Genomic DNA, 23,962 nt, shown 5'->3' with positions numbered 1-23,962 from the left:
GCCCGGAGGCATTACGCCGTAAGGACCCAGAAACACACCGCGGCGCATCCCTCACCGGGGTTGCGGGCGAAGTATCTCCCAGACGGCCGGTGCCCCCGACGGCCGGCGAGCCAGGCGGCACGGCAGTGGAAGAGCAGCAACCGCTGCCCCTCCAGGGAACGGAGCACTTCATGCCCGCGTCTTCGAAACCGGCAGACGGTTTGCACTGCTTGGTCACGGGTGCCAGCGGATACATCGGCGGCCGTCTCGTCCCCGAGTTGCTGGAGCAGGGACACCGGGTCCGCTGCGTCGCCCGGAACCCCGCCCACCTCGAAGACCTCCCGTGGGCCGAGCAGGCGGAGATCGTCCCCGGAGACGTCACCGACGCCCCGAGCCTGAGGCGGGCGATGGACGGCATCGACGTCGCCTACTACCTGGTCCATTCGATGACCTCCACGGCCGACTTCGAGAAGACCGACCGCCGTGCCGCCCGCACCTTCGCCGAGGCCGCCCGCGCCGCCGGTGTCGGGCGCATCGTGTACCTGGGCGGCCTCACCCCTTCCGGCATTCCCGAGGAAGACCTCTCCCCGCACCTGCGCTCGCGCAGTGAGGTGGGGCGGATCCTGTTGGAATCCGGCGTGCCCACCACCGTGCTGCGCGCCGCCGTCGTCATCGGTTCCGGTTCGGCCTCCTTCGAGATGCTGCGCTACCTGACGGAACGCCTGCCGGTCATGGTGACGCCCACCTGGGTCGGCACCCGGGTCCAGCCCATTGCCGTCCGTGACGTCCTGCGCTACCTGGCCGGCAGCGCACGCATGCCGGACGAGGTCAACCGGACCTTCGACATCGGCGGCCCCGACCTCCTCACGTACCGGGACATGATGATGCGCTACGCGCGCGTCGCCGGGCTGCGCCAGCGGCTGATCCTCTCCGTCCCGGTGCTGACCCCCCGGCTGTCCAGCCACTGGATCGGTCTCGTCACTCCAGTCCCGGCCTCCCTGGCGCGCCCCCTGGCGGAGTCGCTGCGCTACGAGGTCGTGTGCACCGAGAACGACATCACGCAGTACGTGCCCGATGGACCCGGCCATCCGATGGGGTTCGACCAGGCCCTGGAGCTGGCCCTCCAGCGGGTGCGCGACGCCCAGGTCGCCACCCGCTGGTCCTCCGCCTCCTTGCCCGGTGCGCCCAGTGACCCGCTGCCCACCGACCCCGACTGGGCGGGCGGAAGCCTCTACGTCGACGAACGGTCCCGCACCGTCGACGCGACCCCGGCAGCGCTGTGGCGCGTCATCGAAGGCGTGGGCGGGGAGAACGGCTGGTACTCCTTCCCCCTGGCATGGGCCGTGCGCGGATGGTTCGACCGGCTCGTCGGGGGAGTGGGCCTGCGCCGCGGCCGGCGGGACGCCCAGAGACTGAGGGTCGGCGACGCCCTCGACTTCTGGCGGGTCGAGGAGATCGAGCGCGGGCGGTTGCTGCGTCTGCGCGCCGAGATGCGCCTGCCCGGTCTTGCCTGGTTGGAGATGGTCGCCGACCGCGACGACTCCGGGCGGACCCGCTACCACCAGCGCGCACTGTTCCATCCCCGCGGCTTGGCCGGCCAGTTGTACTGGTGGAGCGTGGCTCCCTTCCACGCCGTCGTCTTCGGCGGCATGGCCAGGAACATCGCGCGGACGGCCGAGCGGGCCGAGAAGCAGGGGCAACGGGCCGCGGCGCCGCAGCGACCGGGGGGCTCCTCCGCTGCGCGCGGGGGACTGCACGAGACCCACCGGACGTGACGGGGGCCGCCGGCCCCCGACGGGCCGGCAGACGTCGGCCGGTGGAGAGGCGCGGTACGGGAGGGGCTCCGCGCCGGCCCCGCCGGAAGGGCCCCGGAGCCGCGGAGCCGAACCGCGGGCGAGTCGACTTCGAGCACCAGGACCAAGGAGCACGGTGATGTTCAGCGAGGAACCGTACGACGTCGTGGTCGTCGGATCGGGGGTGGCCGGTTTGGTCTGCGCGGCGGACCTCATCGATGCGGGACTCACGGTTCGGCTGCTGGAAGCCGACGGGCTACCGGGCGGTCGCATGCGCACCGACCGGGTCGCCGGCTTCACCGTCGACCGGGGGTTCCAGGTGCTCAACACCTCCTACCCGCAGGTGAAGAGGCGACTCGACCTCCGTGCGCTGAGACTGCGTCCCTTCGCTCCGGCCGTTCTCGTGTCCACCGCCGGAGGGAGGCGGAGGTTCACCGATCCCACCCGCGACCTCCGCGGCAGTGCCGATCTGCTGACCGGCCGGGCGGCCTCTCCGCGCGACCTGCTCGCCATGGGCCTCCTGTCCGCCCGTGACCTGCTGGAACCCGCCTCCTTGGTGAGGAGCAGGCGCGACGGCACGACCCGGGCCGCCCTCGCGAGGGCCGGCGCCTCCCCGGAACTCGTCGAGACCTTCTTCCGGCCCTTCCTCTCGGGGGTGTTCCTGGAAGACGGACTGGAGACCTCGGCGCGCGTCTTCCACCTGGTCTGGCGCAGCTTCCTGCGGGGCACGCTCTGCCTTCCCGCGGAAGGCATCGGAGCGGTCCCCGCACAACTGGCCGCTCGCCTCCCCCCGGGCGTGCTGCACACCGAGACGCCCGTCGACGGTCTCGTCGACGGGGGAGTGAGGCTCGCGGACGGAGCCGTGGTGGGCGCCTCGGCCGTGGTCGTCGCGACGGGCATGACCGCCGCCACCCGACTGCTCCCCGGAGTGCGGGTTCCGTCGGGACGGACCGTCACCACCGTCTATCACGCGGCCGAGCGCTCCCCCTTGCCCGAGCCCGCCCTGGTCGTGGACCCGCAGCTGCGTTTCCTGAACACCTGCGTCCTCACCGAGGTACATCCGGGCTACGCACGGGACGGTCGCGCCCTCGTGTCGACCTCCGTGCTCGGAGAGCTGCCGCCCGGGGAGGAGGCCCGCCTCGGGGAAGCGCTTGCGGAGGCCTACGACACCGACACGCGCTCCTGGCAGACGGTGCACCGGATCACGGTGCGGGACGCGCTCCCGGCCATGCCGCCTCCGCATCCGTTGACGCGTACCACCCGTCTCGACGCCGGGGTGTACGTGTGCGGTGACCACCGGGCCACGGGGTCCGTACAGGGAGCCATGGCGTCCGGCGCGCGGGCGGCCCGCGAAGTCCTGGCCGATCTCGGACGCGCGTGACGCCGGGTGTCCGCGGCGGACGGGATCTCGTTCCCCCGTCCGCACCGTCCGGCGGGCCACCCGGGTGATGCCCGGACGAAGGGAACGGACGGCCGTCGTGCGGGGGCGCGGTCGTCGCGCCGGGCACGGCCGTGCGCTTCGGCCGGGGTCAGCGGGACGGGTCCATCACGGGCCGCAGCGCCTGGAAGCCGCGGCGGATGTGGCTCTTCACGGTGCCCAGGGGGAGACCGGTCGCCTCGGCGATCTTCGCCTGGGTCATGTCCCCGTAGATGGCCATCCGGACGAGCCGCCGTTGCACGGGGGACAGGATGGTCAGCTTCTCCTGGACCAGGACGCGGTTGAGCGCCAGGTCGCTCTCGTCGCCGTTCAGGTTCCGGATCACATCGGCGTGTCGGCTGGCGAGGGCGCGTTCCGTATCCGCCCGGCGGGTGCGTGCGGCCAGGGCGTCGACGATGACGTGGCGCGTGATGCCCACGATCCAGCCGGCGAGCGGACCGCGTTCGATCCGGTACCCCGCACGTCCGCGCCATGCGGCGAGGAACACCTGCTGGGTGACGTCCTCCGCGTCCTGGACGTCGCCGAGGGAGCGTCGGGCCAGGGTGTACACCAAAGGTGCCAGCTGCTCGTAAGCCGAGGCCAGGGCACCCTCCTCACCGGCGGCGAAGCGAGCCGACAGTGCTTCCTGCTCCGCGTCCTGGCACGCTCGCGCGGTGGAACCGCCGCGGTGGGCGCGGTCGGTGGTGGTGGGGGAACTGTGCCGGGCGGCGTTCATGGCTTGCTCCTCAGTGGGAAGGCCAGCGTCACCACGAACATCACGCAAAACGCTGCGCTATTCAATTCGCATCGAATCTGCATTGAAATATGAGGAAAGGTGCGGCTCCGGCATCCCCCCGGGCGGAGTCCGAGGAAGAACAGGAAGAACAGGGGCGGCCCACCTGCGGGGGAGCGGGCGGACCGAAGCGATGCACGAACGATCCGTGACGACATCCACCCCCATCCCTCACCCCTCCTGCGCGCGGAACCGCCCCGCGACCGTCACCCCTTCGCCCGGTCACCCCTTCGCCCGGTCACACGTGCGATCCCGTCCTGCGCATCCGACCGGGCGGCCGGCGCGGTAACCAGAAGGTGGCTCAGTGGTCGGCCGGCTGAGTCCCCTCGTACGCCCGCCGGCCGAAACCCAGGAGTACTGCCATGACCGTTTCCGTGGTCCTGTTCACGTCGGACCTCCGCGTGCACGACCATCCGCCCCTGCGGGCCGCCCTGGAAGGCGCACACGAGGTCGTTCCGCTGTTCGTGCGCGACCCCGCCGTCGACCGGGCCGGATTCGCGGCTCCCAACAGGTTGGCCTTCCTCGCGGACTGCCTGGCCGACCTCGATCGGGCGCTCAGGGACAGGGGCGGTCGGCTGGTCGTGCGCAGCGGTGACACGGTCGCCGAGGTGTGTGCCGTGGTCCGCCAGGTGCAGGCCGACGAGGTCCACGTAGCAGCCGGCTATTCGACCTTCGCCCGCGTCCGCCAAGAGCGGCTCCGCAGCGCGCTCGAGCCGGACGGCTGCCGCTTCTACGTGCACGATGCCGTGACCACGGTCGTGCCGCCCGGTGACCTCACCCCTCAGGGATCCGACCACTATGCGGTCTTCACCCCCTACTACCGCCGTTGGGTCGGGGAACCCCTGCGCAAACCGCTTCCGGCCCCCCGGGCCGTGCAGGTGCCGCATGCGGTCCGATCGGAGGAGGTTCCCCTGCGGTCCGCGGTCGAAGGGGTGTCCGCGGGCCTCGCCGCCGGTGGCGAGAGCCGGGGCCGCAAGCAGCTCGCGGCCTGGATGTCGCACCACGGCGACTCCTACGCGGACCGGCACGACGACCTTGCCGGCGACGTCACGTCGCGCTTGTCCCCCTACCTCCACTTCGGGGCCCTCTCGCCCTTCGAAGCGGTCCACCGGGCGCGGGCGCGCGGTGGGGCGGGGGCCGAGGCGTTCGTCCGCCAGCTGTGCTGGCGCGACTTCTACCACCAGGTCCTGGCCGCCCGGCCGGAAGTCGCGGCCCGGGAGTACCGCTCCCGTCGCGACGGCTGGAGGCGGGGCGAGGACGCCGAGGCCGACTTCCGGGCATGGCGCGAGGGCAGGACCGGTTACCCCGTGGTGGACGCTGCGATGCGTCAGCTCGCCCACGAGGGGTGGATGCACAACCGCGCCCGCCTGATCACGGCCTCCTTCCTGACGAAGACCCTCTATGTCGACTGGCGCGAGGGCGCCCGCCACTTCCTCGACCTCCTGGTGGACGGCGACGTGGCGAACAACCAGTTGAACTGGCAATGGGTCGCGGGGACCGGCACGGACACCCGCCCCAACCGGGTCCTCAACCCGATCCGCCAAGCCCAGCGCTACGACCCCGAAGGCCGTTACGTCCACCGGTGGGTGCCCGAACTCGCGGGTCTGTCGGTGCCCGCGCTCCACCAACCGTGGACCCTCACGGGCCTCGACCGGGCCGGCTACGACTATCCCGACCCCCTCATCGCCCTCGCGGACGGGCTGGCGCGCTTCCGCCGGGCCCGCGAGGCCGACTGACGGTACCGCCCACCGAGCGCCGGAGCCGGCACGGTCGAGGGGGCGACCGTGCCGGCGGTCCGTCCGACGGCGGCCCGGAAACCGAGGCCGAGGCCCGCCGCGGTGCCTGCGGACGGGGAACGCTGCAGCGTTGTTATTCGACGCGGAAACGATGCAGCTTGTTGCGTTCCTCCTCGTCGGAAGAACCTTGAGCAGCAGGCACGAAGAACAGCATCAGCAGCGCGCCCGACCCGTCAGGAAAGGGACACCACGTGGGAACCACCTGAAACCCGCCCCTCCCCGGGGCCCAGTGCCGCTCGAAGCACCGGAATCCGGGGAAGGCGACCGGCGGCCCGAAGCTCCCGTACCACCGGGACCGGGCGGACCGGGGCGCAGCGATGAAAAGCGCGCTCCTGCACGGTGCACCGGGCACGAACCCGATGCGGCCCCGGGAGGGAGTCCGGGGCGGGACCGGTCGAGAACCACGGCCGATCCTGCGGAGCTGCGCTCGAACCGCCCCCATCCGATGGGGGAGCGGCTACGAACAACCCATGACGTGAACGACGGGCACCACGCGCCGAGGCCCGTGGAATGAGGGGCGGAGAACATGAACCGGCGAAGCGTTGCGGTGGTGGGGGCTGGAGTGGCCGGTCTGACGGCAGCCCACGTCCTGTCCCGCATCCACGACGTGGTCCTGTACGAGGCGGACGAACGGCTGGGGGGCCACGCCCACACCCATGAACTACCCACCCGCGAAGGCGGAACCGTCCGGGTCGACACGGGATTCATCGTTCACAACGAGCGCACCTACCCCCATCTCGTCGGACTCTTCCGCGAACTGGAGGTGCAGACCCAGGACTCGGAAATGAGCATGTCCGTCCGGTGCGACGGCTGCGGACTGGAGTACGCCGGAGCCCGTGGCGCACGCGGGCTCCTGGGCGGGGGGAACCTCCTGCGCGGACGCCACCTGCGCATGCTCGCGGACGTTCCCCGCTTCCACCGGTCCGCCCGCGCACTCCTGGAAGCCGGGGACGAGACCATGACGCTCGGCGACTTCCTCCGGGAGCGCCGCTTCACCCCCTACTTCATCGCGCACTTCGCGATTCCGCTCGTCTCGGCCGTCTGGTCCTGCCCCGCGGAGACGTCGCTCCGCTATCCCGCCGCGTACCTCTTCCGCTTCCTCGACCACCACGGCCTGCTCTCGGTGACCGGGTCGCCCCAGTGGAAGACCGTCACGGGCGGATCCGCCGTCTACGTGGAGCGGGTGGCCAAGAGGCTCACGGCCGTCCGCACCTCCACCCCGGTCCGCAGCGTCACGCGCGGAGCACAGCACGCCCGCGTCACCACCGAGGACGGCGAGTCCACCACGCACTCCGCCGTCGTCCTGGCGGTCCACCCCGACCAGGCACTGCGCCTGCTCGCCGACCCCACCGAGCAGGAACGGCGCGTACTCGGCGCGTTCACCTACTCGCGCAACCCGACGGTGCTGCACCGGGACACCTCACTGCTGCCCCGCTCTCCGCACGCTCGGGCGTCCTGGAACTATTGGCTGCCCTCCTGCACCGCACGCCCCGAAGCGGTCCAGGTCAGCTACGACATGAACCGCCTCCAGCGACTGGGCTCCGCCGAACCCCACGTCGTCACGCTCAACCCCGGCGACCGGGTCGACGAATCCAGCGTCCTCGCCCGCATGGTCTACGAACACCCCGTCTACACGCCCGAATCCGTTGCCGCCCAGCGCATGCTCCCCGAGCTGAACACCACCGTCACCGCCTACGCGGGCGCCTACCACGGCTGGGGGTTCCACGAGGACGGCTGCCGCTCGGGAGTCGAGGCGGCCCGTTCCCTGGGGGTGGACTGGTGAGCGGCACACGGAGCACGACCACCGCCCCCGACACCAGTGCCCCACCGGCCGCGGCCCCCGGACCGCCGCACCTCCCCGCGCTCTACCCGAGCGAGGTCGTGCACACCAGGGTCACCCCGATCTCCCACCGGCTCCGCCACCGCACGTACTTCTGGCTCGTCGACATCGACGACCTGCCCGTGCTCCCCCCGCTGCTGCGCCCGCTGGCCCGCTTCGACCCCCGAGACCACTTCGGCGGCGCGGCACCCACCCTGCGCGCCGGCCTGGAGGCCTTCCTCGCCGACCACGACGTCCCCGACGTCGACGGCCGGATCCTGATGCTGGGCCACGCACGGGTGCTGGGACACGTCTTCAACCCGCTCACCCTGTACTGGTGCCACGACCGAGCCGGCCGCCTCGTCTGCGTCGTCGCGGAGGTGCACAACACGTACGGCCAACGCCACTGCTACCTCCTCCATCCCGACGCCCGGGGACGCGACCAGGTCCCGAAGGAGTTCTACGTCTCGCCCTTCCTCGATCTGGAGGGGACCTACCGGATGCGCCTGCCGCTGCCCGGAGACCGACTCGACCTCACGGTCCAACTCCGTCAAGCCCACGGAACCCGCCCCCTGACGGCCACCGTCCGCGGCACCCACCGGCCCGCGGGGACACGCACCCTCCTCGCCGCCGCGGTGCGCCACCCGTGGTCGACCGCAGCGGTCTCGCTCGGGATCCGCTTCCACGGGATCCGCCTGTACCTCAAGGGCTTGAAGATCCGACCCCGGCCCGTCACCTCCATCCAGGAAGACAAGCTGTGACCCTCTCGTTGCCCCCGGTGTCCACGTCCGACCCCGACCTCGACCGTCCCACCACGATCGACCTCGCACGGTGGCCGGACGTCGCCCGACGGCCCCCGGCCTCCGCGCTGCGCACGGCCGTGGCGCGTACCCTCCTGGAACGTGCGTTCACCCGTCTTCCGCTGCGCATAACCACGTCCCTCGTCCCCCGGCCGGCCGCCACCACGGCCCAAGGAGTCGACACCGCCCCCACCCTGACGCTCCACGACCCGGACGCCTTCCACCAGAGGATCGGCGCCGACGGCCTCATCGGCTTCGGCGAGTCCTACATGGCCGGCGAATGGGACAGCGACGACCTCGTCGGTCTCCTCACCGTCCTCGCCCGCCAGGTGGACGACCTCGTCCCCGCTCCGCTCCGCCGACTGCGCGGCGCCTGGGTGCGCAGCAGGCCCCACCTCGACCGCAACTCGATCGACGGAGCCCGCCAGAACATCCACCGCCACTACGACCTCTCCAACGAGCTCTTCGCGCTCTTCCTCGACCCCAGCCTCAGCTACTCGTCGGCGGTCTTCGACGCCCTACCGGCAGACGGCGCGGGCTTCACCGCAGCCCAGCACCGCAAGATCGACCGGCTCCTGGACCTCGCCGAGGTGGGCCCCGGCACACGGCTCCTGGAGATCGGCACCGGTTGGGGCGAGCTCGCCCTGCGCGCCGCGGCCCGCGGAGCCCGCGTCCACACCATCACCCTCTCCGCGGAGCAACGGGCCCTGGCGACGGACCGGATCGCCGCCGCGGGACACGCCGACCGCGTCACCGTCGAACTCTGCGACTACCGCCAGGTGGAGGGTCGCTACGACGCCGTCATCAGCGTGGAGATGATCGAGGCCGTCGGCGCCGAATACTGGCCCGCCTACTTCGGTGCGCTGCGCCGGTCCCTGTCCCCCGGCGGTCGCATCGCGCTCCAGGCGATCACCATGCCGCACGAGAGGATGCTCGCCACCGCCCGCACCCACACCTGGATCAGCAAGTACGTCTTTCCCGGCGGCCTGATCCCCTCCCGGGAAGCGATCGCCGAGCACAGCGCCGCTGCCGGCCTCGACATCGTCCACGACACCGGCTACGGGCAGCACTACGCCGAAACCCTCCGGCTGTGGCGCGAACGGTTCCTGCGCGAGCACGAAGCCGTCGCCGGGCTCGGCTTCGACCAGGTCTTCCGCCGCATGTGGGAGCTCTACCTCGCCTACTCGGAGGCCGGGTTCCGAGCCCGGTACCTCGACGTCCGCCAGCTCCTGCTCACCGAGGCCAGCCAGCCGGAGGCAACCCGATGACCACGAAGCGACCCACTTCCCCGGGGGCCGCTCCGCTCCTCGCGGCAGCCCTCGCCCCCTTCCTGCCCCCCGGCCCCCTGCCCGTACGGCTGGTCGCCTGGGACGGCAGCACCGCCGGGCCGAACGACGCCCCCACCGTCGTCGTCCGCACCCCACGAGCGCTGCGCCGCATGCTCTGGCAACCCGGTGAACTCGGCCTCGCCGAGGCCTACATCGCCGGCGACATCGACACGGAGGACGACCTCCGCACCAGCCTCGGACACGTACGGCAGAGCCTGGGCGAGCAGGCTGCGGCACGGCCCCGCCCCAAGGACCTGGCACGGGCCGGACTGACCGCACTCACCCTCGGAGCGGCCGGGCTCCGCCCCGCGCAACCGGGGGCACCCCGGGCGTCCCTGCGCGGGCGGCTCCACACCGATGCACGGGACCGCGCCGCCATCAGCCACCACTACGACCTGTCGAACGCCTTCTACGCACTCCTCCTCGACGAGTCCATGGCCTACTCCTGCGCCTACTGGACGCGACCGGAGGACCCCGACTACACCCTCGCCGACGCCCAGCACGACAAGCTCGAACTCATCTGCCGCAAGCTCGGACTGCAGAAGGGCATGCGCCTGCTCGACATCGGCTGCGGATGGGGCGCACTCGCCGTGCATGCCGCCCGCGTCCACGGCGTGCACGTCACCGCCGTCACCCTCTCCAGGGAACAGGCCGCACACGTGCGGGCCAGGGTGCGCAGCGAAGGCCTGGACGACCTCGTCGAGGTCGAACAGCGCCACTACCGCCAGATCAGTGGCGGCGGCTATGACGCGGTGACCGCCATCGAAATGGGGGAGCACGTCGGTGACACCGACTATCCCCTCTTCGCGACCCGCCTCCACCAACTGCTCCGGCCGCGCGGCAGGCTCCTCGTCCAGCAGATGTCCCGCGGAGCGGTGGCACCGGGAGGGGGCCCCTTCATCGAGAAGTACATCGTCCCCGACATGCACATGCGTCCACTCGCCGACACCCTCTCCCTCCTGGAGGCCGCGGGCTTCGAGACGCGCTCCACGGAGTCCCTGCGCGAGCACTACGTCAGGACCATCGACGCCTGGCACCGCACGCTGGAGGAACGCTGGAGCGAGTTCACCTCCCTCGTCGGCGAGCCCACCGCACGCGTCTGGCGCCTCTACCTGGTGGGAAGCAGCCTCGCCTTCGCCCAGCACCGCATGGGCGTCGACCAGATCCTCGCCGTACACACCGACCGGCTCGGCCGGGCGGCCATGCCCGCCACGCCTGCCCACTGGTACGCAGGAAGGACCGGCGCATGACCGCCGTCGACGCACAAGGCCTCGTGCTCGTCCTGGGCGCCTCGGCCGGTACGGCCCTGGCGGTCATGCTGGTCACCTTCGCCATCGGCCGCGCCAAGGGCCTCCACCGGATCGTCGACATCGCCTGGGGCGTGGCCTTCGCCGCAGTCGCCGCCGTCTCCTGGGCACTGTCCAGCGGCTACGGCGACGGCGCCCGAAGGACGGCCGTCGCGCTCGCCACCGTCGTCTGGGGGCTCCGGCTCGCCCTTCACATCGCGCGCCGGGGCCGCGGCCACGGCGAGGACCCCCGGTACGCCCGCATGTTGGCCCGGGCCCGGGGCAATCCGACCCTCTACGCCCTGCGCACCGTCTACCTCCTCCAAGGCGCCCTCGTCTGGCTGGTCTCGCTACCGGTCCAGGTGGCGGTGCTGCTGCCCGACCCCTTGGACGGGGTGGCGATCCTGGGCCTCGTCCTGTGGGCCTGCGGCGTGTTCTTCGAAGCGACCGGCGACCACCAGCTCGCCCGTTTCAAGGCTGACCCCGCGAACAAGGGGCGCATCATGGACCAGGGCTTGTGGAGCTGGACCAGGCACCCCAACTACTTCGGCGACTTCCTCGTCTGGTGGGGGCTGTACCTCACCGCGTGCGCCACGTGGCAGACCGCCGCACTCACCCTCGTCTCACCGATCGTGATGAGCGGCCTGCTGATCTTCGGCAGCGGCAAGCGACTGCTGGAGAACCACATGGCACAACGCCCCGGCTACGCCGAGTACCGGGAACGGACCAGTGGTTTCTTCCCCAGGCCACCGCGCCGCCCCGCCACCACCCCGCGCGCCGCTCGGCGATGACGGTGCACGGGGAGGCCCGCCGAGGAGGACAGGGGGCGCCGTCGAAGAGGAACGGTCCGAAGCGCCCCCGCCCCGCGATCCGATGACGTTTCGCACGCGTCACGGAACGGAGGCGGTCAGGCGCGGACGGCGCTCCGCCAACGCGGGTGGCGCGTGGTCCACGGAGCCCGCCCGGCTGCTTCCCACGACGGGAACGCGGACGGGCGGGCGCCTCGTTGGTGGCCGCCCCTGGACGACGGCACGGCCCGCAGGCGTTCTCAGCCGGAGGACCGGCCACCGGATCGGAGGGTGAAGGAGGTCGCGCAGGCGGGTGGTCTCCTGTACACCACTGCGCCCAGTTCACAGCTTCGTCCCACTGCCTCGGCGAAGTGCCGAAGGGGCCGGTGTCCCGGGTGCCCAGGTGTCTCCTCGCGCGGTCGTCGGGGGGATCGTGGCACTCCGGCCACATCGCGGTGCGGTCTGGGACGGAGCGGTCGGGAACGGGTACCGCGACGAACTGCAGCCCAGCTGCCGTGGCTGCCCGGGGTTCGTCTGCGAGGCCGAGTTCGTTGAGTTCCGGTACCGGTGAGCGCGCAGACCAGGATGTCGACGCCGTAGTTCTTCAGCGCGGTCATCTCGTCTTCACGCCAGTCGTTGCCGCGGGGTCGGGCCATGGTGCTCAGTCGTCCGGGACCGGGGAGATCGAGGGCGAAGAGGGCGGGTCGCATGGCAGCGGCACTTTCGGTCGGCGGAGTCGGATGGTGACCGACGGTCAAGGGCAGGGGCCGAGCGGGTTCGGCCAGGAGCTCGCTCGGATTCGGGTCGGCCGGGGTGGCCACCCCGGCGAGGCGCCCGAAGGGACGGCCGACGCCGTCGGCCGCCCCTTCGATTCGCACACGGCCCTTTCAGGGCGCGGCAGACCGGATCACTGATAGGCCGGAACGGCCCAGGTCGCCTTGTAGTGTCGGTCCGACGGCGAGGCCGCCTTGATCGACGCAGTGCCGTTCTCGGCGATGAACCGGATGTACGCCGATGTCCAGAGCGCCTTGGGGTCGGACATCTGGGTCTCCGGGCAAGCGTCGAGGTTGCCCGAACAAGTGGAGAGGACGACGCCGGACGTCGGGTCGTCACCCACGCTCTTGACCAGGCTGCGGCTGTTGATCGCCAATTCGGCGGCATAGTCTTTGCACCAACGGTTCTCCGCGCCCTGAACGAACGAGGCCTTCGGCCAGCGGCTGTCGTTCGTACCGAAGTGGCAGCGAACGGAGCCGCTCTTGGAGAACTGGGTGATGCCCCCGTTGCTCGCCACCCAGAGACGGTCGGAGTTTCCGTACACGGGACTGACGTCGTGCCCCCAGGCATCTCCCGTGGCGCTCTGCTTGGGCAGGTCGAACACGTCGTTCTCCTGCGGGGGCGCGAGTTTCCCTCCGGCGTAGGGGTACTTCACGAGCTGTTTTCCGCCGACGGCCCACAGGGCACCGGAGGCCGGGTCGTACGAGACCTCGTGCGCGTCCTCCAACTCGAAGATCTGGGATGGCGCGGCGTTCCAGGATCCGGGTGCACCCTGGGCCTTGGTGTAGACGGCGACGCCGCCTTGGGGTGCTCCGGGGACGGCCTCGGAGAACGCGACGACGATGCTGCCGTTCGGCAGCATCTCGACGCCGTGGAGGTTTCCGGTGGTGCCCACGTTGATGGCCCAGTGATAGCCGGCGAGCGACGGATAGGGGACCACGCCGACGAAGCCGCTGGCGCCGTCGCCGGTGACCAGCACCGTGCCGCCGTACGGACCGCCGGGGCGCAGCTTGTGCGAGGTTCCCCCCTTCCAGGCGTCGCCCTTTAGGCTCGCGTCGAAGACGGAGTGGTAGGCGTCGGGGATCCAGCGTTGGTACGGCCCGGAGCTCAGCCAGACGGAAGGGGCGGTCGAGTCGAAGAACTCAAGTGCCGAGTGCGTGGTGGGATAGTTGTTCGGGTATGCCGGGCCGAACTCGTTGCCCGAGATGATCGGAGTGTGCCCCTCGTTGAATTCGACCTCGAGGGTGGGAGTGTTGTACGCGGCGTGGCACGCGTAGTCGGACCCCACCGGGTTCATGGAGCAAAAGTCCTTGTAGCCGGACGTGCCGCTCTCGGCGGCGCTGAACCTGATGCCGTAGTTCGGCAGGCTCGTGTCCGCCCAGCCCTTGACCCAGTCGGTGACGTCGATGCGCTTGATGCCGTTGGACGCGGCGGGGTTGGTCTTGTTCGGCACGTCGGGGCACTTCGGGTTGCCGACGCCGAACCAGGTGCCTCTGCCCGCGCCGACAGCGGGCTGGTTGGCCCAGTTGATGGTGGCCTGGTCCCACGCCGAGGTCACCGGGTAGACGCCCATCCACGCGTTGGCCGTGCAGTCGGAGACGAAGGAGTTGTAGACGCGCAGGGTGGCTTGCTTGATCGGCGCGCCGCGGAGCTTGGACACGTCAAAGCGCATGAAGCTCCGGTACTTCGTCGCTCCGTTGTCGGGCGTGCCGACATGCAGGAGGTGCCCCTGCGAGTGGTCTGCGTCGTCGGTGCTGCTGATGTAGGTGTCCTGCAGACGCTTGATGATGTTTCGAGGTCCGGTCTGCACCATGGGGGTGACGGTGGGGACTGCCCCCGTGGCGACCGGTTCGGTCCTCAGCTCCGGAACGTCCGGTGTCTTCGACGCTGCGGCCGGCACGAGCAGCGAAGCGGCAATCGCCAGGCCACCACTCGCGGCGAGGATGCTTCTCTTCCCGAGAAGTCGTATCAGACTGCGACGCACGTGCGCGCCCCCTGTGTGTTCGATTTTTATGGATGCGTCATGGTGTCAGAGGCCACGGCCGTTGCAGGTTCCGGGGCGTGCGGGAGTCGGGTCATGAAGCAGGTAGGGGGTCCGACTGCTGAACGACCGATGCGACATCACCGTCTTGGACGTCTCGCCCGCCGATCCGACCGTCGCCGGCGCATCGGCCGAGGGCCGTCTTCGTGGCATCTGCGGCGGGTGACGACGGTCGAGGATCCGTTTCGATTCCTTCGCTCCTTTCTGCTCCCAATGCGCCTCCTGTCGCGCCTGTTTGTGCCCTGGAACGGAACAGCCGACATCAGCACTGCGGAAACGTGCCTCGCAGGCCGCGACCGTATCCGAGCGACTTGTCCGATGCCCGTTGGAAACTGTTGGAACCGACTCTGACGGCCTGGCGGGCCGCGCGAAGAGGAAAGGGTCAAGACCTCGGCCAACGTGCCTGCGGCCGGCCAGGGCGTCGACGCGGGCAAGAAGAACGCAGGCCGCAAACGGCACATCGGCGTCGACGCACTCGGCCCCCTCCTGGCCGTGCTGGTCACCGCGGCCAGTGCCTCCGACGGCGCCGGCGGCATTCAGGTGCTCTCACCGGTCGCACAGGCTCACCCGCAGGCGACGAAGGCCTGGGCCGACACCGGCTACCGCACTACAGCCATCGACCACGGCGCCCGCCTCGGCACCGACGTCGAAGTCATCCGCCGCCACCCCGGCGAGAAGGGCTTCAAGGTCCTCACATAGCGCCCGAACGGGCCGCGACGAGCAAGCGTCAGCCCTCGCCAAAGCCGCGGAAGGTCCCTGATTCATCAGCGGCATCGGCGAACTCCGCAAAGTCCATGTTGGCGATGCTGAGGTTGGCCGAGACGTCAGGAAACCACCGAGCGGGGACCCTGAACGTTCGCCCGGGCTCGTCTGAGAGATCTACGGCCAGGAGCGGGTGAACCGGATCCTTCATCGTGACTGCGTCCGCCAGAAACACGTAAACGACCTGCTCGTCTTCGTCCGCAGCAACCTCTTCAGCCATCAATGCCTGGGCCCTCACGTCGGCGAAGCGGAGCTCGCTGACATATGTGGCATGGGGGTACTCGTCAGCCGCGTCAAGTGCGAATCGAACCGATTCCCAGGCCCCCTCGTCACCGAAGTCGGTACGCAGGACCAGCGAGGTCAGATCATCGGGCTGAGGCAGGGACATCTCGTGATCCTCTCACCTGCCGCTGACACCGACGGCCCGGACCAGGCCCCCGCATCGGCAGAACTCCTCAAGCAACCCGGCGATACCAAGCACCCCCGCCAGGACAAAACGCTCTTTCGATCACGCCGCCGGCGGTTCCAGGGCGACCCCGTCACGGAACCGGAACCCCAAGGCGTGAACGAGCGCGAAGACCAAGTCCTCCGCCAGCGGATCACACTCAGCCACCAGGGCAGCCCTGAGTGCCACCAGGTCCGGCTGAAGGCCGGCCCCCCGAGCCCAGGCTGCAGCTCGCTCACTCACTTCGGCCGAATCACCGATCCACTCACCGGGGAAGCCGTAATCCCGCGCCATCTCCGGCGACAAAGCACATTGCCATGACATGCCATCGGGACTCGCTGCCTGAACTGTCGCGAAGTCGCTGTCGACCACATGAGAGACCAGGACGGAAGCACGCGTCTCGTCGATGATCGAAGGGTCCGGATCCGCGACAGGGCACGCTTGCAGGATCTGCCACTCGCCATCACGTGCCCACCAGAACGGCAGACAGTCCGTGGCCCGCATCGCGGCCAACTCCGCCAGTGGCCGCCCGGCTCGCGCCACGACGAAAGACCCCGAGAACCCCATGACCGGAAACCATAGCCGCGATCACTGACACCGTTGATGGCCCGGCCAAGGCCGCGTGACGAGCCACTAGCCGTCCGGTACATCGCGCGTGGTCATAATGCGCGGGTGAGCAGACCTCCCGTGCCGTTGCCCGCCGAACACATACCGCCGGCACCGCCGAGTGGCGGACTCCGAACGCCGAGCGTTGGCTCGCTGCCGTGCCCGCCCGGTGAGCGCACCCTCTGTGGGCGCTGCTGGCGCTGGTCACCTCGCTGGCGTGGGACATCGTGGAGGCTCCCGTCGCCCCCTGCACGTCCGCCGACCCGTGCGGCACCGACTGGCTCGGTCTCGGGATAGCCGTCGTGTTGCTGCTGACCCTGTACGGGGTGTGGCGGCAGCCGCGGCTCGCGCTCGCGGGGCTCGCGGCCACGCTGACGGGGTTCGCCGTGGAAGGCGGCTTCACGGCGGTGCTCGGTGAGCCGTCCGCGCTCGCGTTCCTGATGGTCACCGCGTTCACCGCTGCCGGGCTCATCCACCGGCTGGCCGTCGCGGGGCGGCAGTGGGCGCGGGCCCTGGTGGCGGCCGGGCCGGTCGCACGGCCGCTGCCCGCCGCCGCGCGGACGTTCCGCCGGGGCCGGCTCTCCTTCGTCCTGGCCGCGTTGCTGCTGGGCGTCGCCGGGTTCGGCTGCTGGCAGGTGCAGCAGGTCGTCGACGCGTACGAGGAACGGGCCGCGGGGGCCGCGCACCTGCCCGGACGGGTCACGGCCTTGGAGCAGGACGACGACATCGGCATCGTCAAAGTGGAGGCCGACGGGCGTACCCATCGCTTCGAGACGGTCTACCCCGAGGACTTCCCTGTGGGAAACCGGGTTGACGTCGTCGTGGACGGCGACTGGGCGGCGCTGGTCGCGGAGCCGTACGACGTCTTCGGCTGGGAGCTGCTGACGCTGGCCGGCTCCGTCGCAGGGCTGGCGTTCCTCGCGAACGGTGCGGAGGGGCGGACGCGTTCGCAGCGGCTGCGGCGCGGGCCGCTGTCGGTGCTGCGCGTGCTGGTGCGCGAGGGGCACGACGACGGCCGCACCTGGGTGTTCGCGGCCGACGACCGGGAGGGCCTTCGGCCGATCCTGCACTTCCCTTCGCTGTACGCCTTCGAGAAAGAAGAAGAGGCGGACGAGGACGGGGACGGCGCCGAAGTCGCCTTCGTCGCGTGCGACGACGAAGACGACGTCGAGGTGTCGGTGCAGTGCAGTGTCACCGCGGTGAAGCCGGCCGGCCCGGGGCTGGTGGAGCGCGGGCAGTGGCGCCGTGAGCGGGAGAACCTGCCGGTCGGACCGCCACTCGTGGCACTGTCAGTGCTGTGGGGTGTGGCGGTGCTGCTCCTCCTGTGACCGGGCCGCAGGTCTCGCTTGGCCCGTGCCCTGCGGCGGGCGGGCTGAGTCCCCGGGTACCGGTTCCGCCGGCGCTCGGCCGGTAGCCGAGCGCCGCCCGGCTCGTTCGAGGGCGATGACATCGGCCGGTGGCTCCAGTGGCAGAAGAACCCGGGCACCTGGGCGCAGCTGCCGACCGAGCAGCAGCTGACCACGCTGGGTGTTACAGCCCGCTCAGGCCCCGTCCCTCGCCCAGGCGGCGCCCCGTGCGGCGAAAAGGGGCCCGAGCAAGGCGCAGCAGGCGTTCCAGCGCGGCCTGGTGGCCCTGGCGCAGTGGGTGGAACGGGAAGGCGACGGGCCGGTCCCGCGCGGCGCGGTCGTCGAGATCGAGGCCGACGGGGAGACGGAGCCGGTGACCACCAAGCTGGGCGCATGGATCTCGAACACGAAATCCAGGGGGGACCGACTGGACGCCGACCAGCTCGCCGTCCTCGCGCAGCTAGGCATCGATCGGGCGCACCCGGTGACGATCCCCTAGGCCGGCCCGGACGGCCCCTGATCCGGCGTGACCAGCGCTCCCGCGCATCGGTACACCTTCGGTGAGACGGGCCGGCTGCGCGCCCATGCCGAGGGGATCGGCTGCGGACCGGGCATCACTCCTGGGCGGAGGAGGTCAACTCCATCATCGCTTGGGCATAGGTCGCGCCGTCAATCTCCTTCTCGTCGTACTGGCGCATCAGCTCGTCGATCTTGGCCTTGAGCTCTGTCCGGTCCATCGTGATCTCCCCACGTGTCAGTGCCGCATGGTGAGGACAGTAGCGCGACACGTACCGCACGGACGGTGCTTTCCCCAGAGGGAGGGTACTTGGCCCTTTCACCGGGGAGTTGGTTGACCCGTCTCAACGAAGTTTGGCGGTTCTCAGTGGAGTTTGACCGATCGACGTTCGTCTCATCGAAGTCTGACCGCGCACGGGACGCTGTTGTGCCGTCTCGCTCGCCCTGGTCCCGAACCCGGATGTCCGGTCCGATGCGACGGCGACGGCGACGGACCGGGCCACGTGAGACGCGCAGGCCACCGCGGCGAGTTCCGGTTCGGCCGTGTTCCTCACAACCCTGCCGAGGAGCAGATCACCCGAGACACCGCCGGCGCCGACGTCTCGATCGATTCGGTCGCCCCTGGTGAGAGCTGGCGGCTCGGACCAGGTCGTCTGCGACGGGACGACTCTCTGGGACCGTGTGGTCCCGGCAGCCACCCCGGAGGGAAATCGCGGTCAGCTCGGCGATCGCTGCGGCACAATCCCAGCATGATCGGCAACCGAATCACCCATCGCACAGCGGACGGCGTCCGCATACCCGGAACCTGGCGGCACGCCTTCATTCGCAACGGCGGCCAGTACTTCCTCACCGACCTGTTCATCTACGCCGACGGACTCATCGACTGCTGGGGCCTGGTCACCGTTGAGGAGTTCGAGGAGAAGCTGCGCAGCGGCTGGGTGGCCACCAGCTTTCCGGAGGGCGGCGAGGCCTCCGCCCACGAGCTGGCGATGTGGAAGTTCAGCGAGCCGGAGAGCTGGCTCACGCCCGAACTGCTGGTTGCCGAAGTCCGCGACAGCATCGACCAGCTGAACGGGCGCCCCGACTCGACCGGCCGCTGCCTGGCCGCCGTCGACGTCTTCCTCGCCGACCGGACCGAGGAGAACCGTGCCGCGGCCCGTGCCGCGTTCCTGGCCGTCCCGGAGTCGCAGCGCCGCTTCGCGCTGGGCGACATGGACAGCAAGGACTGGCCGTTGCGCGTACTGGTGGCAGGGCCCGGCGGTCGGACCTACCTGTCGTTCGACGGAACGGTCACGCAGGAAAAGTACGACAGGGCCCTCGCGTACTTCGAGGAGCGGGCCCGCTGGAGAGCGGAGAGGGCCACCCCCGTCCCCGCGGACGGACCGGCGACACCGCACGCCCCGGCCGTCCAGCTCTACCACGCGTATCCGAACAAGCCGGTGGCCGATCCCGGCAAGCTCGGCCTGCGCCACGACTACCCCGCCCCGATCACGGTCGCAGGCACCACCTACTCCTCCGTCGCCCACGCCTACTGGGCCCTGTCGGTCGCCGAGCCCGAGAGCCGGCACACGATCGCGGCAGCGGAGACCGCCGCAGCGGCGCGGACGCTCGCGACCGAGGCCCCCCGCCGCGAGGGCTGGGAACACGCCCGGACCGCCGTCATGACCACTCTGCTGCGCGCCAAGTACGACCAGCATCCCGAGCTGGCCGAGATCCTGCTGGCGACGGACGACGCCACCGTGATCTACGACGACATGAACTCGACCTTCTGGGGCGACAACGCCGGCCGAGGCCGCAACTGGTCGGGGCGTCTTCTCGAACTCGTCCGATCCGAAGTACAGATGCGGCGCGCAGGGATCTTCCGGATGTGAGCGGGCCGGGTGCCCCATTGTCCCGTCCCATGAGATCTGGCGGAGGCGGGGCCGTTGACCTGCGGGGTGACAGGTTGAACCGCGGCCTACGGGGGACAGTGGTCAGGCGTCGCGAAGACGCGTGGCCGCTGCGGTTGGCGTGTCTCACGGATCACGGCGAGGGCGGTGCCGCCTGAGCAGGACCTTGTCAGGATGGCGAGGGGCCTCCTTCTGGAGTTTTCATGGGAAGTGGCGGTTTCCTGCTCAGACGCGGCGTTGGGGTCACGGGCTGTCGAGGAAGTTCCGGGCCACGGCCCTGAACCCGGCCGGATCGCTTTCGTGAACGGTGTGGCCGGTGGCAAGCTCAACGAGCCGAGTGTCGGGACGCCGGTCTGCCGTGTCCCGGGCGTGGTGCGTGCTGAGAATCACTTCGCGTGCCGCGGATCAGGAGTGCGGGGCAGTCGCTGGACAGCCAGTCGTCCCAGTGGTTCCCCTTGAGCTGTTGCTGCGAGGCGACCATGTCCTGCGGCTGGAAGGCGAGGCCCCAGCCGTCGTGGTGCTCGCGGAAGGCGTCCGCAAGGTAGCGGGCTGATCCCGCCAGTTCTTCGATCAGCGCCGTTCTGCTGGGGGCTCGTTCCGGCCAGGACGGGCAGAAGGACAGGTCGTCGTCGACCTCGGCGCCGATGTCCTCGATGATGAGAGCTCTCACGAGGTTCGGATGCCGTGCCGCGAGTTGGTAGGCGTTGACACCTCCGAGGGAATGTCCCCGCACCACGGCGTCCGTGGTGCCGAGGTGATCGAGGAAGGCCGCAGCGTCCCCGATGTAACCGTCGCGAGAGAAGTCTGCTGGTCGCTCCGAGTGGCCGTGGCCCCGCTGATCGAGAGCGATCACCCGCCAGTCTGGGGAGAGTCCGCGTGCCAAGCCGGCGAAGGCCCGGGCCTCTCCGAAGTGGCCGTGCAGGGCGAGTAGCGGCTGACCGTGACCGCCGTAGTCGAGGTAGGACAGATGACGACCGTCGACGTTCACGATGTGCCGGGTTGGTTCCTCCATGTCGATCGCTCTGACAGGTGGTGCTGGAGTCCAGGGAACCGTACGACCGCCTGCTGGGGTGGCGGAGGACGGGCGTCTCGTGCGTCACGGCACGGCCAGTTGGATCTGAGCCGAGGTTGGTCGGCTCGATCGAGACGGCGGATGCCGCATTCTCGGCGTCGACGGGATCTTCAGCGTCACATCGGGTGGGAGATCATCCGGGCCGTCCGGGTCGAGACGGCGTGCGGTCTCGACGCGGAAGTGCTCGTTGTCGCGCCAGTGCGGTGAGATGAGCATCGGAGTGAGGATCTCCGTCTTGGGATAGGAGATCAGCTCGATCCGTCGAACAGGGGCCTCGACGATGCACGCCCGCCGACATGCGCGCCTACGAACGGCTCGTCCAACACTCCGAAACCTTGATCGACCGAACCGTGATCACTCTCATGACCAGACGTCTCACTCGGGGAACAAGAGCCTGAACCGCCTCTGCCCGACATCCCGATCCGATCGCACAGTGGGGTCGGCGTCGCCTGGCGCTGAAGCCGGGGGCAAGGCCCAGCACCCGGTAGTCACGGAGCCTTGCGGCAGCCGGCCTGAGTGCTGAGCCATTCCGTAGCCGTCGTCAACACTTTGTCGTGTCCGTGCGCCACCGGGACGTTCACGTCGGGGGCGATGGGCCCGTTGTACAGGTGCCCGTTCCTGTCAGCTTCGCGGGCCACGGTCAGGATGACCAGAGCGCCGTCGGAGAGCCGGTAGGGGGCGTTCGCGGTAGGGACACCGGCGGTCGGCTGCCCGAAGGTGCGGGTGTTGGGCCGTCCTCGGAACGCGATGGTGACCGCCTCCGCGGCGCTCGCAGTCCTCCGGCTGGTCAGCACGGCGACCGGCGGCATCGGCCGTGCGAGAGACGGAGCGGCGCCCCATTCGTCAATGTACTGGCGGGGTGTGCCGTTCTTGATCGTCCATGGAGCCTTCTCGCCGTCCGCGTAGACGGCTTCGCCGACCGTCCCGTCGCCGAGGATGGGCCCCACGGCGGCGAGCGGCCCCCACATGTCTCCGCCGCTGTTGCTCCGCATGTCGATGACCCAGCCGCAGGTGCCCTGTTCGTCGAGCGCGCTGACGGTCGAACGTGCCGCGCGGACGTACGGGGCTGCCACACGGTCGGACGGGACTGGCGGGAGCGCCAGATAGCCGATGGCGCCCGCGAGACGGCGGCCTTCGGGGAGCATGAGGTCGTCAGCTGGTGCATTCAGGGCTTGGGACGCTTCCTGGGGGTCGAAAAAGGTGCTGTGCCGGTCGTCCAGGTCTCTCAGCGCCTGTCGGATCGCTCCGTACGTCTCGGCGGGTGTCTGTGCTTTCCGGGCACGGGCAACGGCGTTCTGACGGACCTTCGGCCAGTCCACGTCTGCTGTGACGAGGGAGTGCTTCTCCATCACATCCAGAGCGGAAGTCAGATAGGCGCTTGCCTTCGGCGTCATTCCGCTTGCCGGCTCGACATCACCTTTCGCGGTGCATCCCGCCACCGCCAGTGCGGCGCAAATGAGCGCGGATTTGGTCAAACCAGATATTCGGCCTCTTGTCGGCACTCTCATGGCACGTTCCTGATCTGGTAGTGGTGATGCACGCCCGATCCGTCCCACCCGCTAGAGACCCTTGCCGCAGGACCACGGGGTGAGCTATTGCGCCCGGTGGCGATGCAAGAGTCCCTGCACCCGTTCCAGGTTCCACGGCATCACGCCAAGTGATAGGCCGCCGGCCGAGGACTGGCACTCGATGATGACGGCCTGCGGATTCATGGTCCACATCTCGGCCACTCGCGGGCGCCGCTGTCCGACGGGGTTCAGGTCTACGGGGAGCGGGAGCGCCGAGCCGACTCGCAACCAGGGTTGCCACGTCAGATGTTCCGTCGTCGTTCGTACTCTGCCGTGTCGCCAGCGCTGCTTTCCTGCCAATCCCTTGACTGCCATCGCGATGACGTCCGGGACTTCAGTCGCCGACCGGGCTTTGGAGCGTCGCAGCTTGGCCTGGAACACGAGGGCTACCCCGCCCCCGCCGAGCAGTACCCACAACACCGCTTCAATCATGCGTCGTACTCAACCAGAAGGGACGGGATTCAACCACGTTTCCACTGAAGGGGCGTGTGAGAGGTGATCTTGACGTGGCTGGTGCGATCACGGCGTCGGAGTCGTCCTGGACGGCTCCGCTCTCCGGGCTGCCCCGCGTGCCTTCGGGAAGCTGGTGACGGTGTTGCGGCGCGACGGTGCGGGCGCGGTCCGCAGGGGGCGGCCGTGGACTTCCGCTCGAGGACCGTGCCCTGCTGGTCGCGGCGTACTGGCGCACGAACCTGACGATGCGGCAGCACGGGGCGATTCGCCCTGCAGCTGTCGCCAGCGTGGCGACGACCTCCAGCACGAGGCCCAGGGCCGTCGCCCACATGCACGACCTCGCCCTCACCGCATCACCAGAACGACACCACACCAGGTCGTGACCTGCCCGAACACACCTGCTTCCCACCAGTCGCCGTGGGATTCCCCGTCGGAGCGGCGACGGATCGCCGAGCCGTTGAGCCAGGCGATCCGGCTCGAGGCGCGGGTGATCGACGATGTGTCGTTTCCCCCGTGCGGCACAGCGACATCGCGGCCGGCGCGGCACTTCGCGCGCGAAGCGGACACCGACCTCGTCCGAGAACCGCGGGCCGGGCCTGAGGCCCGGACCGGACGTGTGGTCGGCGCTCCCGCCTCAACCGACGAACCATTGTGATCATGGTCTTGACCTGCGGATTTCGTACGCGTCCCC

At 70.0% G+C, this 23,962-nt stretch carries 19 protein-coding genes and 4 pseudogenes; 14 read left to right on the top strand and 9 right to left on the bottom strand.

Annotated features, from left to right (window positions below; genetic code table 11):
- Window positions 1-170 precede the first annotated feature (170 nt).
- Both ACFW22_RS12875 and ACFW22_RS12870 read left to right on the top strand, forming a co-directional pair.
- Window positions 171-1,754, top strand: a complete 1,584-nt coding sequence (locus ACFW22_RS12875) for an SDR family oxidoreductase (RefSeq protein WP_386402355.1) — start codon at window positions 171-173, stop codon at window positions 1,752-1,754.
- Window positions 1,755-1,911: 157 nt separating this feature from the next.
- Window positions 1,912-3,153, top strand: a complete 1,242-nt coding sequence (locus ACFW22_RS12870; protein WP_386402352.1) for an FAD-dependent oxidoreductase — start codon at window positions 1,912-1,914, stop codon at window positions 3,151-3,153.
- A 148-nt stretch (window positions 3,154-3,301) separates the two neighbouring features.
- Here ACFW22_RS12870 and ACFW22_RS12865 read toward each other — a convergent pair whose 3' ends face one another.
- Window positions 3,302-3,925 carry an RNA polymerase sigma factor gene (locus ACFW22_RS12865; RefSeq protein WP_386402349.1) on the bottom strand — a complete coding sequence of 208 codons (624 nt, stop codon included), beginning with the start codon at window positions 3,923-3,925 and terminating at the stop codon, window positions 3,302-3,304.
- Window positions 3,926-4,344: 419 nt separating this feature from the next.
- Here ACFW22_RS12865 and ACFW22_RS12860 point away from each other — a divergent pair, with 419 nt between their 5' ends.
- From ACFW22_RS12860 to ACFW22_RS12835, 6 genes are all read left to right on the top strand, one after another.
- A complete protein-coding gene (locus ACFW22_RS12860) occupies window positions 4,345-5,718 on the top strand; it encodes a cryptochrome/photolyase family protein (RefSeq protein WP_386402346.1) in 1,374 nt (457 codons plus the stop codon).
- Window positions 5,719-6,304: 586 nt separating this feature from the next.
- The gene (locus tag ACFW22_RS12855; RefSeq protein ID WP_386402343.1) at window positions 6,305-7,561 is read left to right on the top strand and encodes an NAD(P)/FAD-dependent oxidoreductase; all 1,257 of its coding nucleotides are present in this window, start codon (window positions 6,305-6,307) and stop codon (window positions 7,559-7,561) included.
- Window positions 7,558-8,358, top strand: a complete 801-nt coding sequence (locus ACFW22_RS12850) for a DUF1365 domain-containing protein (protein WP_386402340.1) — start codon at window positions 7,558-7,560, stop codon at window positions 8,356-8,358. Before ACFW22_RS12855 ends, ACFW22_RS12850 begins: the two co-directional genes overlap by 4 nt.
- Window positions 8,355-9,665, top strand: coding sequence for a class I SAM-dependent methyltransferase (locus ACFW22_RS12845; protein ID WP_386402337.1), 1,311 nt, complete (start codon window positions 8,355-8,357; stop codon window positions 9,663-9,665). The genes ACFW22_RS12850 and ACFW22_RS12845 overlap by 4 nt, the downstream gene beginning before the upstream one ends.
- The gene (locus ACFW22_RS12840; RefSeq protein WP_386402334.1) at window positions 9,662-10,975 is read left to right on the top strand and encodes a class I SAM-dependent methyltransferase; all 1,314 of its coding nucleotides are present in this window, start codon (window positions 9,662-9,664) and stop codon (window positions 10,973-10,975) included. Before ACFW22_RS12845 ends, ACFW22_RS12840 begins: the two co-directional genes overlap by 4 nt.
- Window positions 10,972-11,802 (top strand): DUF1295 domain-containing protein, encoded by an 831-nt coding sequence (locus ACFW22_RS12835; RefSeq protein WP_386402331.1) that lies wholly within the window; start codon window positions 10,972-10,974, stop codon window positions 11,800-11,802. The genes ACFW22_RS12840 and ACFW22_RS12835 overlap by 4 nt, the downstream gene beginning before the upstream one ends.
- 904 nt (window positions 11,803-12,706) lie before the next feature.
- Here the strand turns inward: ACFW22_RS12835 and ACFW22_RS12830 are convergent.
- Window positions 12,707-14,386, bottom strand: a complete 1,680-nt coding sequence (locus ACFW22_RS12830; RefSeq protein ID WP_386402328.1) for a DNRLRE domain-containing protein — start codon at window positions 14,384-14,386, stop codon at window positions 12,707-12,709.
- A 506-nt stretch (window positions 14,387-14,892) separates the two neighbouring features.
- Between ACFW22_RS12830 and ACFW22_RS12825 the strand changes: the two are divergent.
- Window positions 14,893-15,307, top strand: a pseudogene (locus ACFW22_RS12825) (transposase); the annotation flags it as partial.
- A gap of 34 nt (window positions 15,308-15,341) precedes the next feature.
- Here ACFW22_RS12825 and ACFW22_RS12820 read toward each other — a convergent pair.
- Together ACFW22_RS12820 and ACFW22_RS12815 are read right to left on the bottom strand one after the other, a co-directional pair.
- Window positions 15,342-15,764 (bottom strand): DUF6924 domain-containing protein, encoded by a 423-nt coding sequence (locus ACFW22_RS12820; protein ID WP_386402325.1) that lies wholly within the window; start codon window positions 15,762-15,764, stop codon window positions 15,342-15,344.
- Window positions 15,765-15,884: 120 nt separating this feature from the next.
- Window positions 15,885-16,388: a hypothetical protein gene (locus ACFW22_RS12815; protein ID WP_386402322.1), complete on the bottom strand. Its 504-nt coding sequence runs from the start codon at window positions 16,386-16,388 to the stop codon at window positions 15,885-15,887.
- Between the two features lie 36 nt (window positions 16,389-16,424).
- Between ACFW22_RS12815 and ACFW22_RS12810 the strand changes: the two are divergent.
- Both ACFW22_RS12810 and ACFW22_RS12805 read left to right on the top strand, forming a co-directional pair.
- Window positions 16,425-17,686 (top strand): annotated as a pseudogene (locus ACFW22_RS12810) (hypothetical protein); the annotation flags it as partial.
- A gap of 268 nt (window positions 17,687-17,954) precedes the next feature.
- The gene (locus ACFW22_RS12805; RefSeq protein ID WP_386402319.1) at window positions 17,955-18,272 is read left to right on the top strand and encodes a helicase associated domain-containing protein; all 318 of its coding nucleotides are present in this window, start codon (window positions 17,955-17,957) and stop codon (window positions 18,270-18,272) included.
- A gap of 115 nt (window positions 18,273-18,387) precedes the next feature.
- On the opposite strand, the gene ACFW22_RS12800 is transcribed toward ACFW22_RS12805, so the two are convergent.
- Entirely contained in the window at window positions 18,388-18,510 is a 123-nt protein-coding gene (locus ACFW22_RS12800; protein ID WP_386402316.1) for a hypothetical protein, read from the bottom strand.
- A 528-nt stretch (window positions 18,511-19,038) separates the two neighbouring features.
- Here ACFW22_RS12800 and ACFW22_RS12795 point away from each other — a divergent pair.
- Window positions 19,039-20,160: an NADAR domain-containing protein gene (locus ACFW22_RS12795; protein ID WP_386402313.1), complete on the top strand. Its 1,122-nt coding sequence runs from the start codon at window positions 19,039-19,041 to the stop codon at window positions 20,158-20,160.
- Window positions 20,161-20,503: 343 nt separating this feature from the next.
- Here the strand turns inward: ACFW22_RS12795 and ACFW22_RS12790 are convergent, their stop codons facing one another.
- Complete coding sequence (locus ACFW22_RS12790) at window positions 20,504-21,190, bottom strand: alpha/beta fold hydrolase (RefSeq protein WP_386402310.1); 687 nt, start codon at window positions 21,188-21,190, stop codon at window positions 20,504-20,506.
- An 84-nt stretch (window positions 21,191-21,274) separates the two neighbouring features.
- Entirely contained in the window at window positions 21,275-21,466 is a 192-nt protein-coding gene (locus ACFW22_RS12785; RefSeq protein ID WP_386402307.1) for a hypothetical protein, read from the bottom strand.
- A 61-nt stretch (window positions 21,467-21,527) separates the two neighbouring features.
- Between ACFW22_RS12785 and ACFW22_RS12780 the strand changes: the two are divergent.
- Window positions 21,528-21,633 (top strand): annotated as a pseudogene (locus tag ACFW22_RS12780) (IS5/IS1182 family transposase); the annotation flags it as partial.
- Between the two features lie 105 nt (window positions 21,634-21,738).
- Here the strand turns inward: ACFW22_RS12780 and ACFW22_RS12775 are convergent.
- The gene (locus ACFW22_RS12775) at window positions 21,739-22,644 is read right to left on the bottom strand and encodes a S41 family peptidase (RefSeq protein WP_386402304.1); all 906 of its coding nucleotides are present in this window, start codon (window positions 22,642-22,644) and stop codon (window positions 21,739-21,741) included.
- Window positions 22,645-22,842: 198 nt separating this feature from the next.
- Window positions 22,843-23,250, bottom strand: a complete 408-nt coding sequence (locus ACFW22_RS12770) for a hypothetical protein (protein WP_386402301.1) — start codon at window positions 23,248-23,250, stop codon at window positions 22,843-22,845.
- A gap of 74 nt (window positions 23,251-23,324) precedes the next feature.
- On the opposite strand from ACFW22_RS12770, the pseudogene ACFW22_RS12765 reads away from it, so the two are divergent.
- A pseudogene (locus ACFW22_RS12765) lies at window positions 23,325-23,526 on the top strand (IS5/IS1182 family transposase); the annotation flags it as partial.
- Window positions 23,527-23,962 lie beyond the last annotated feature (436 nt).

This window comes from Streptomyces sp. NPDC058872 (assembly GCF_042743065.1).
Classification (GTDB): Bacteria; Actinomycetota; Actinomycetes; order Streptomycetales; family Streptomycetaceae; genus Streptomyces.
Note: the sequence above shows the minus strand (reverse complement) of the source record. Positions and strands in the feature narration are given on the sequence as shown.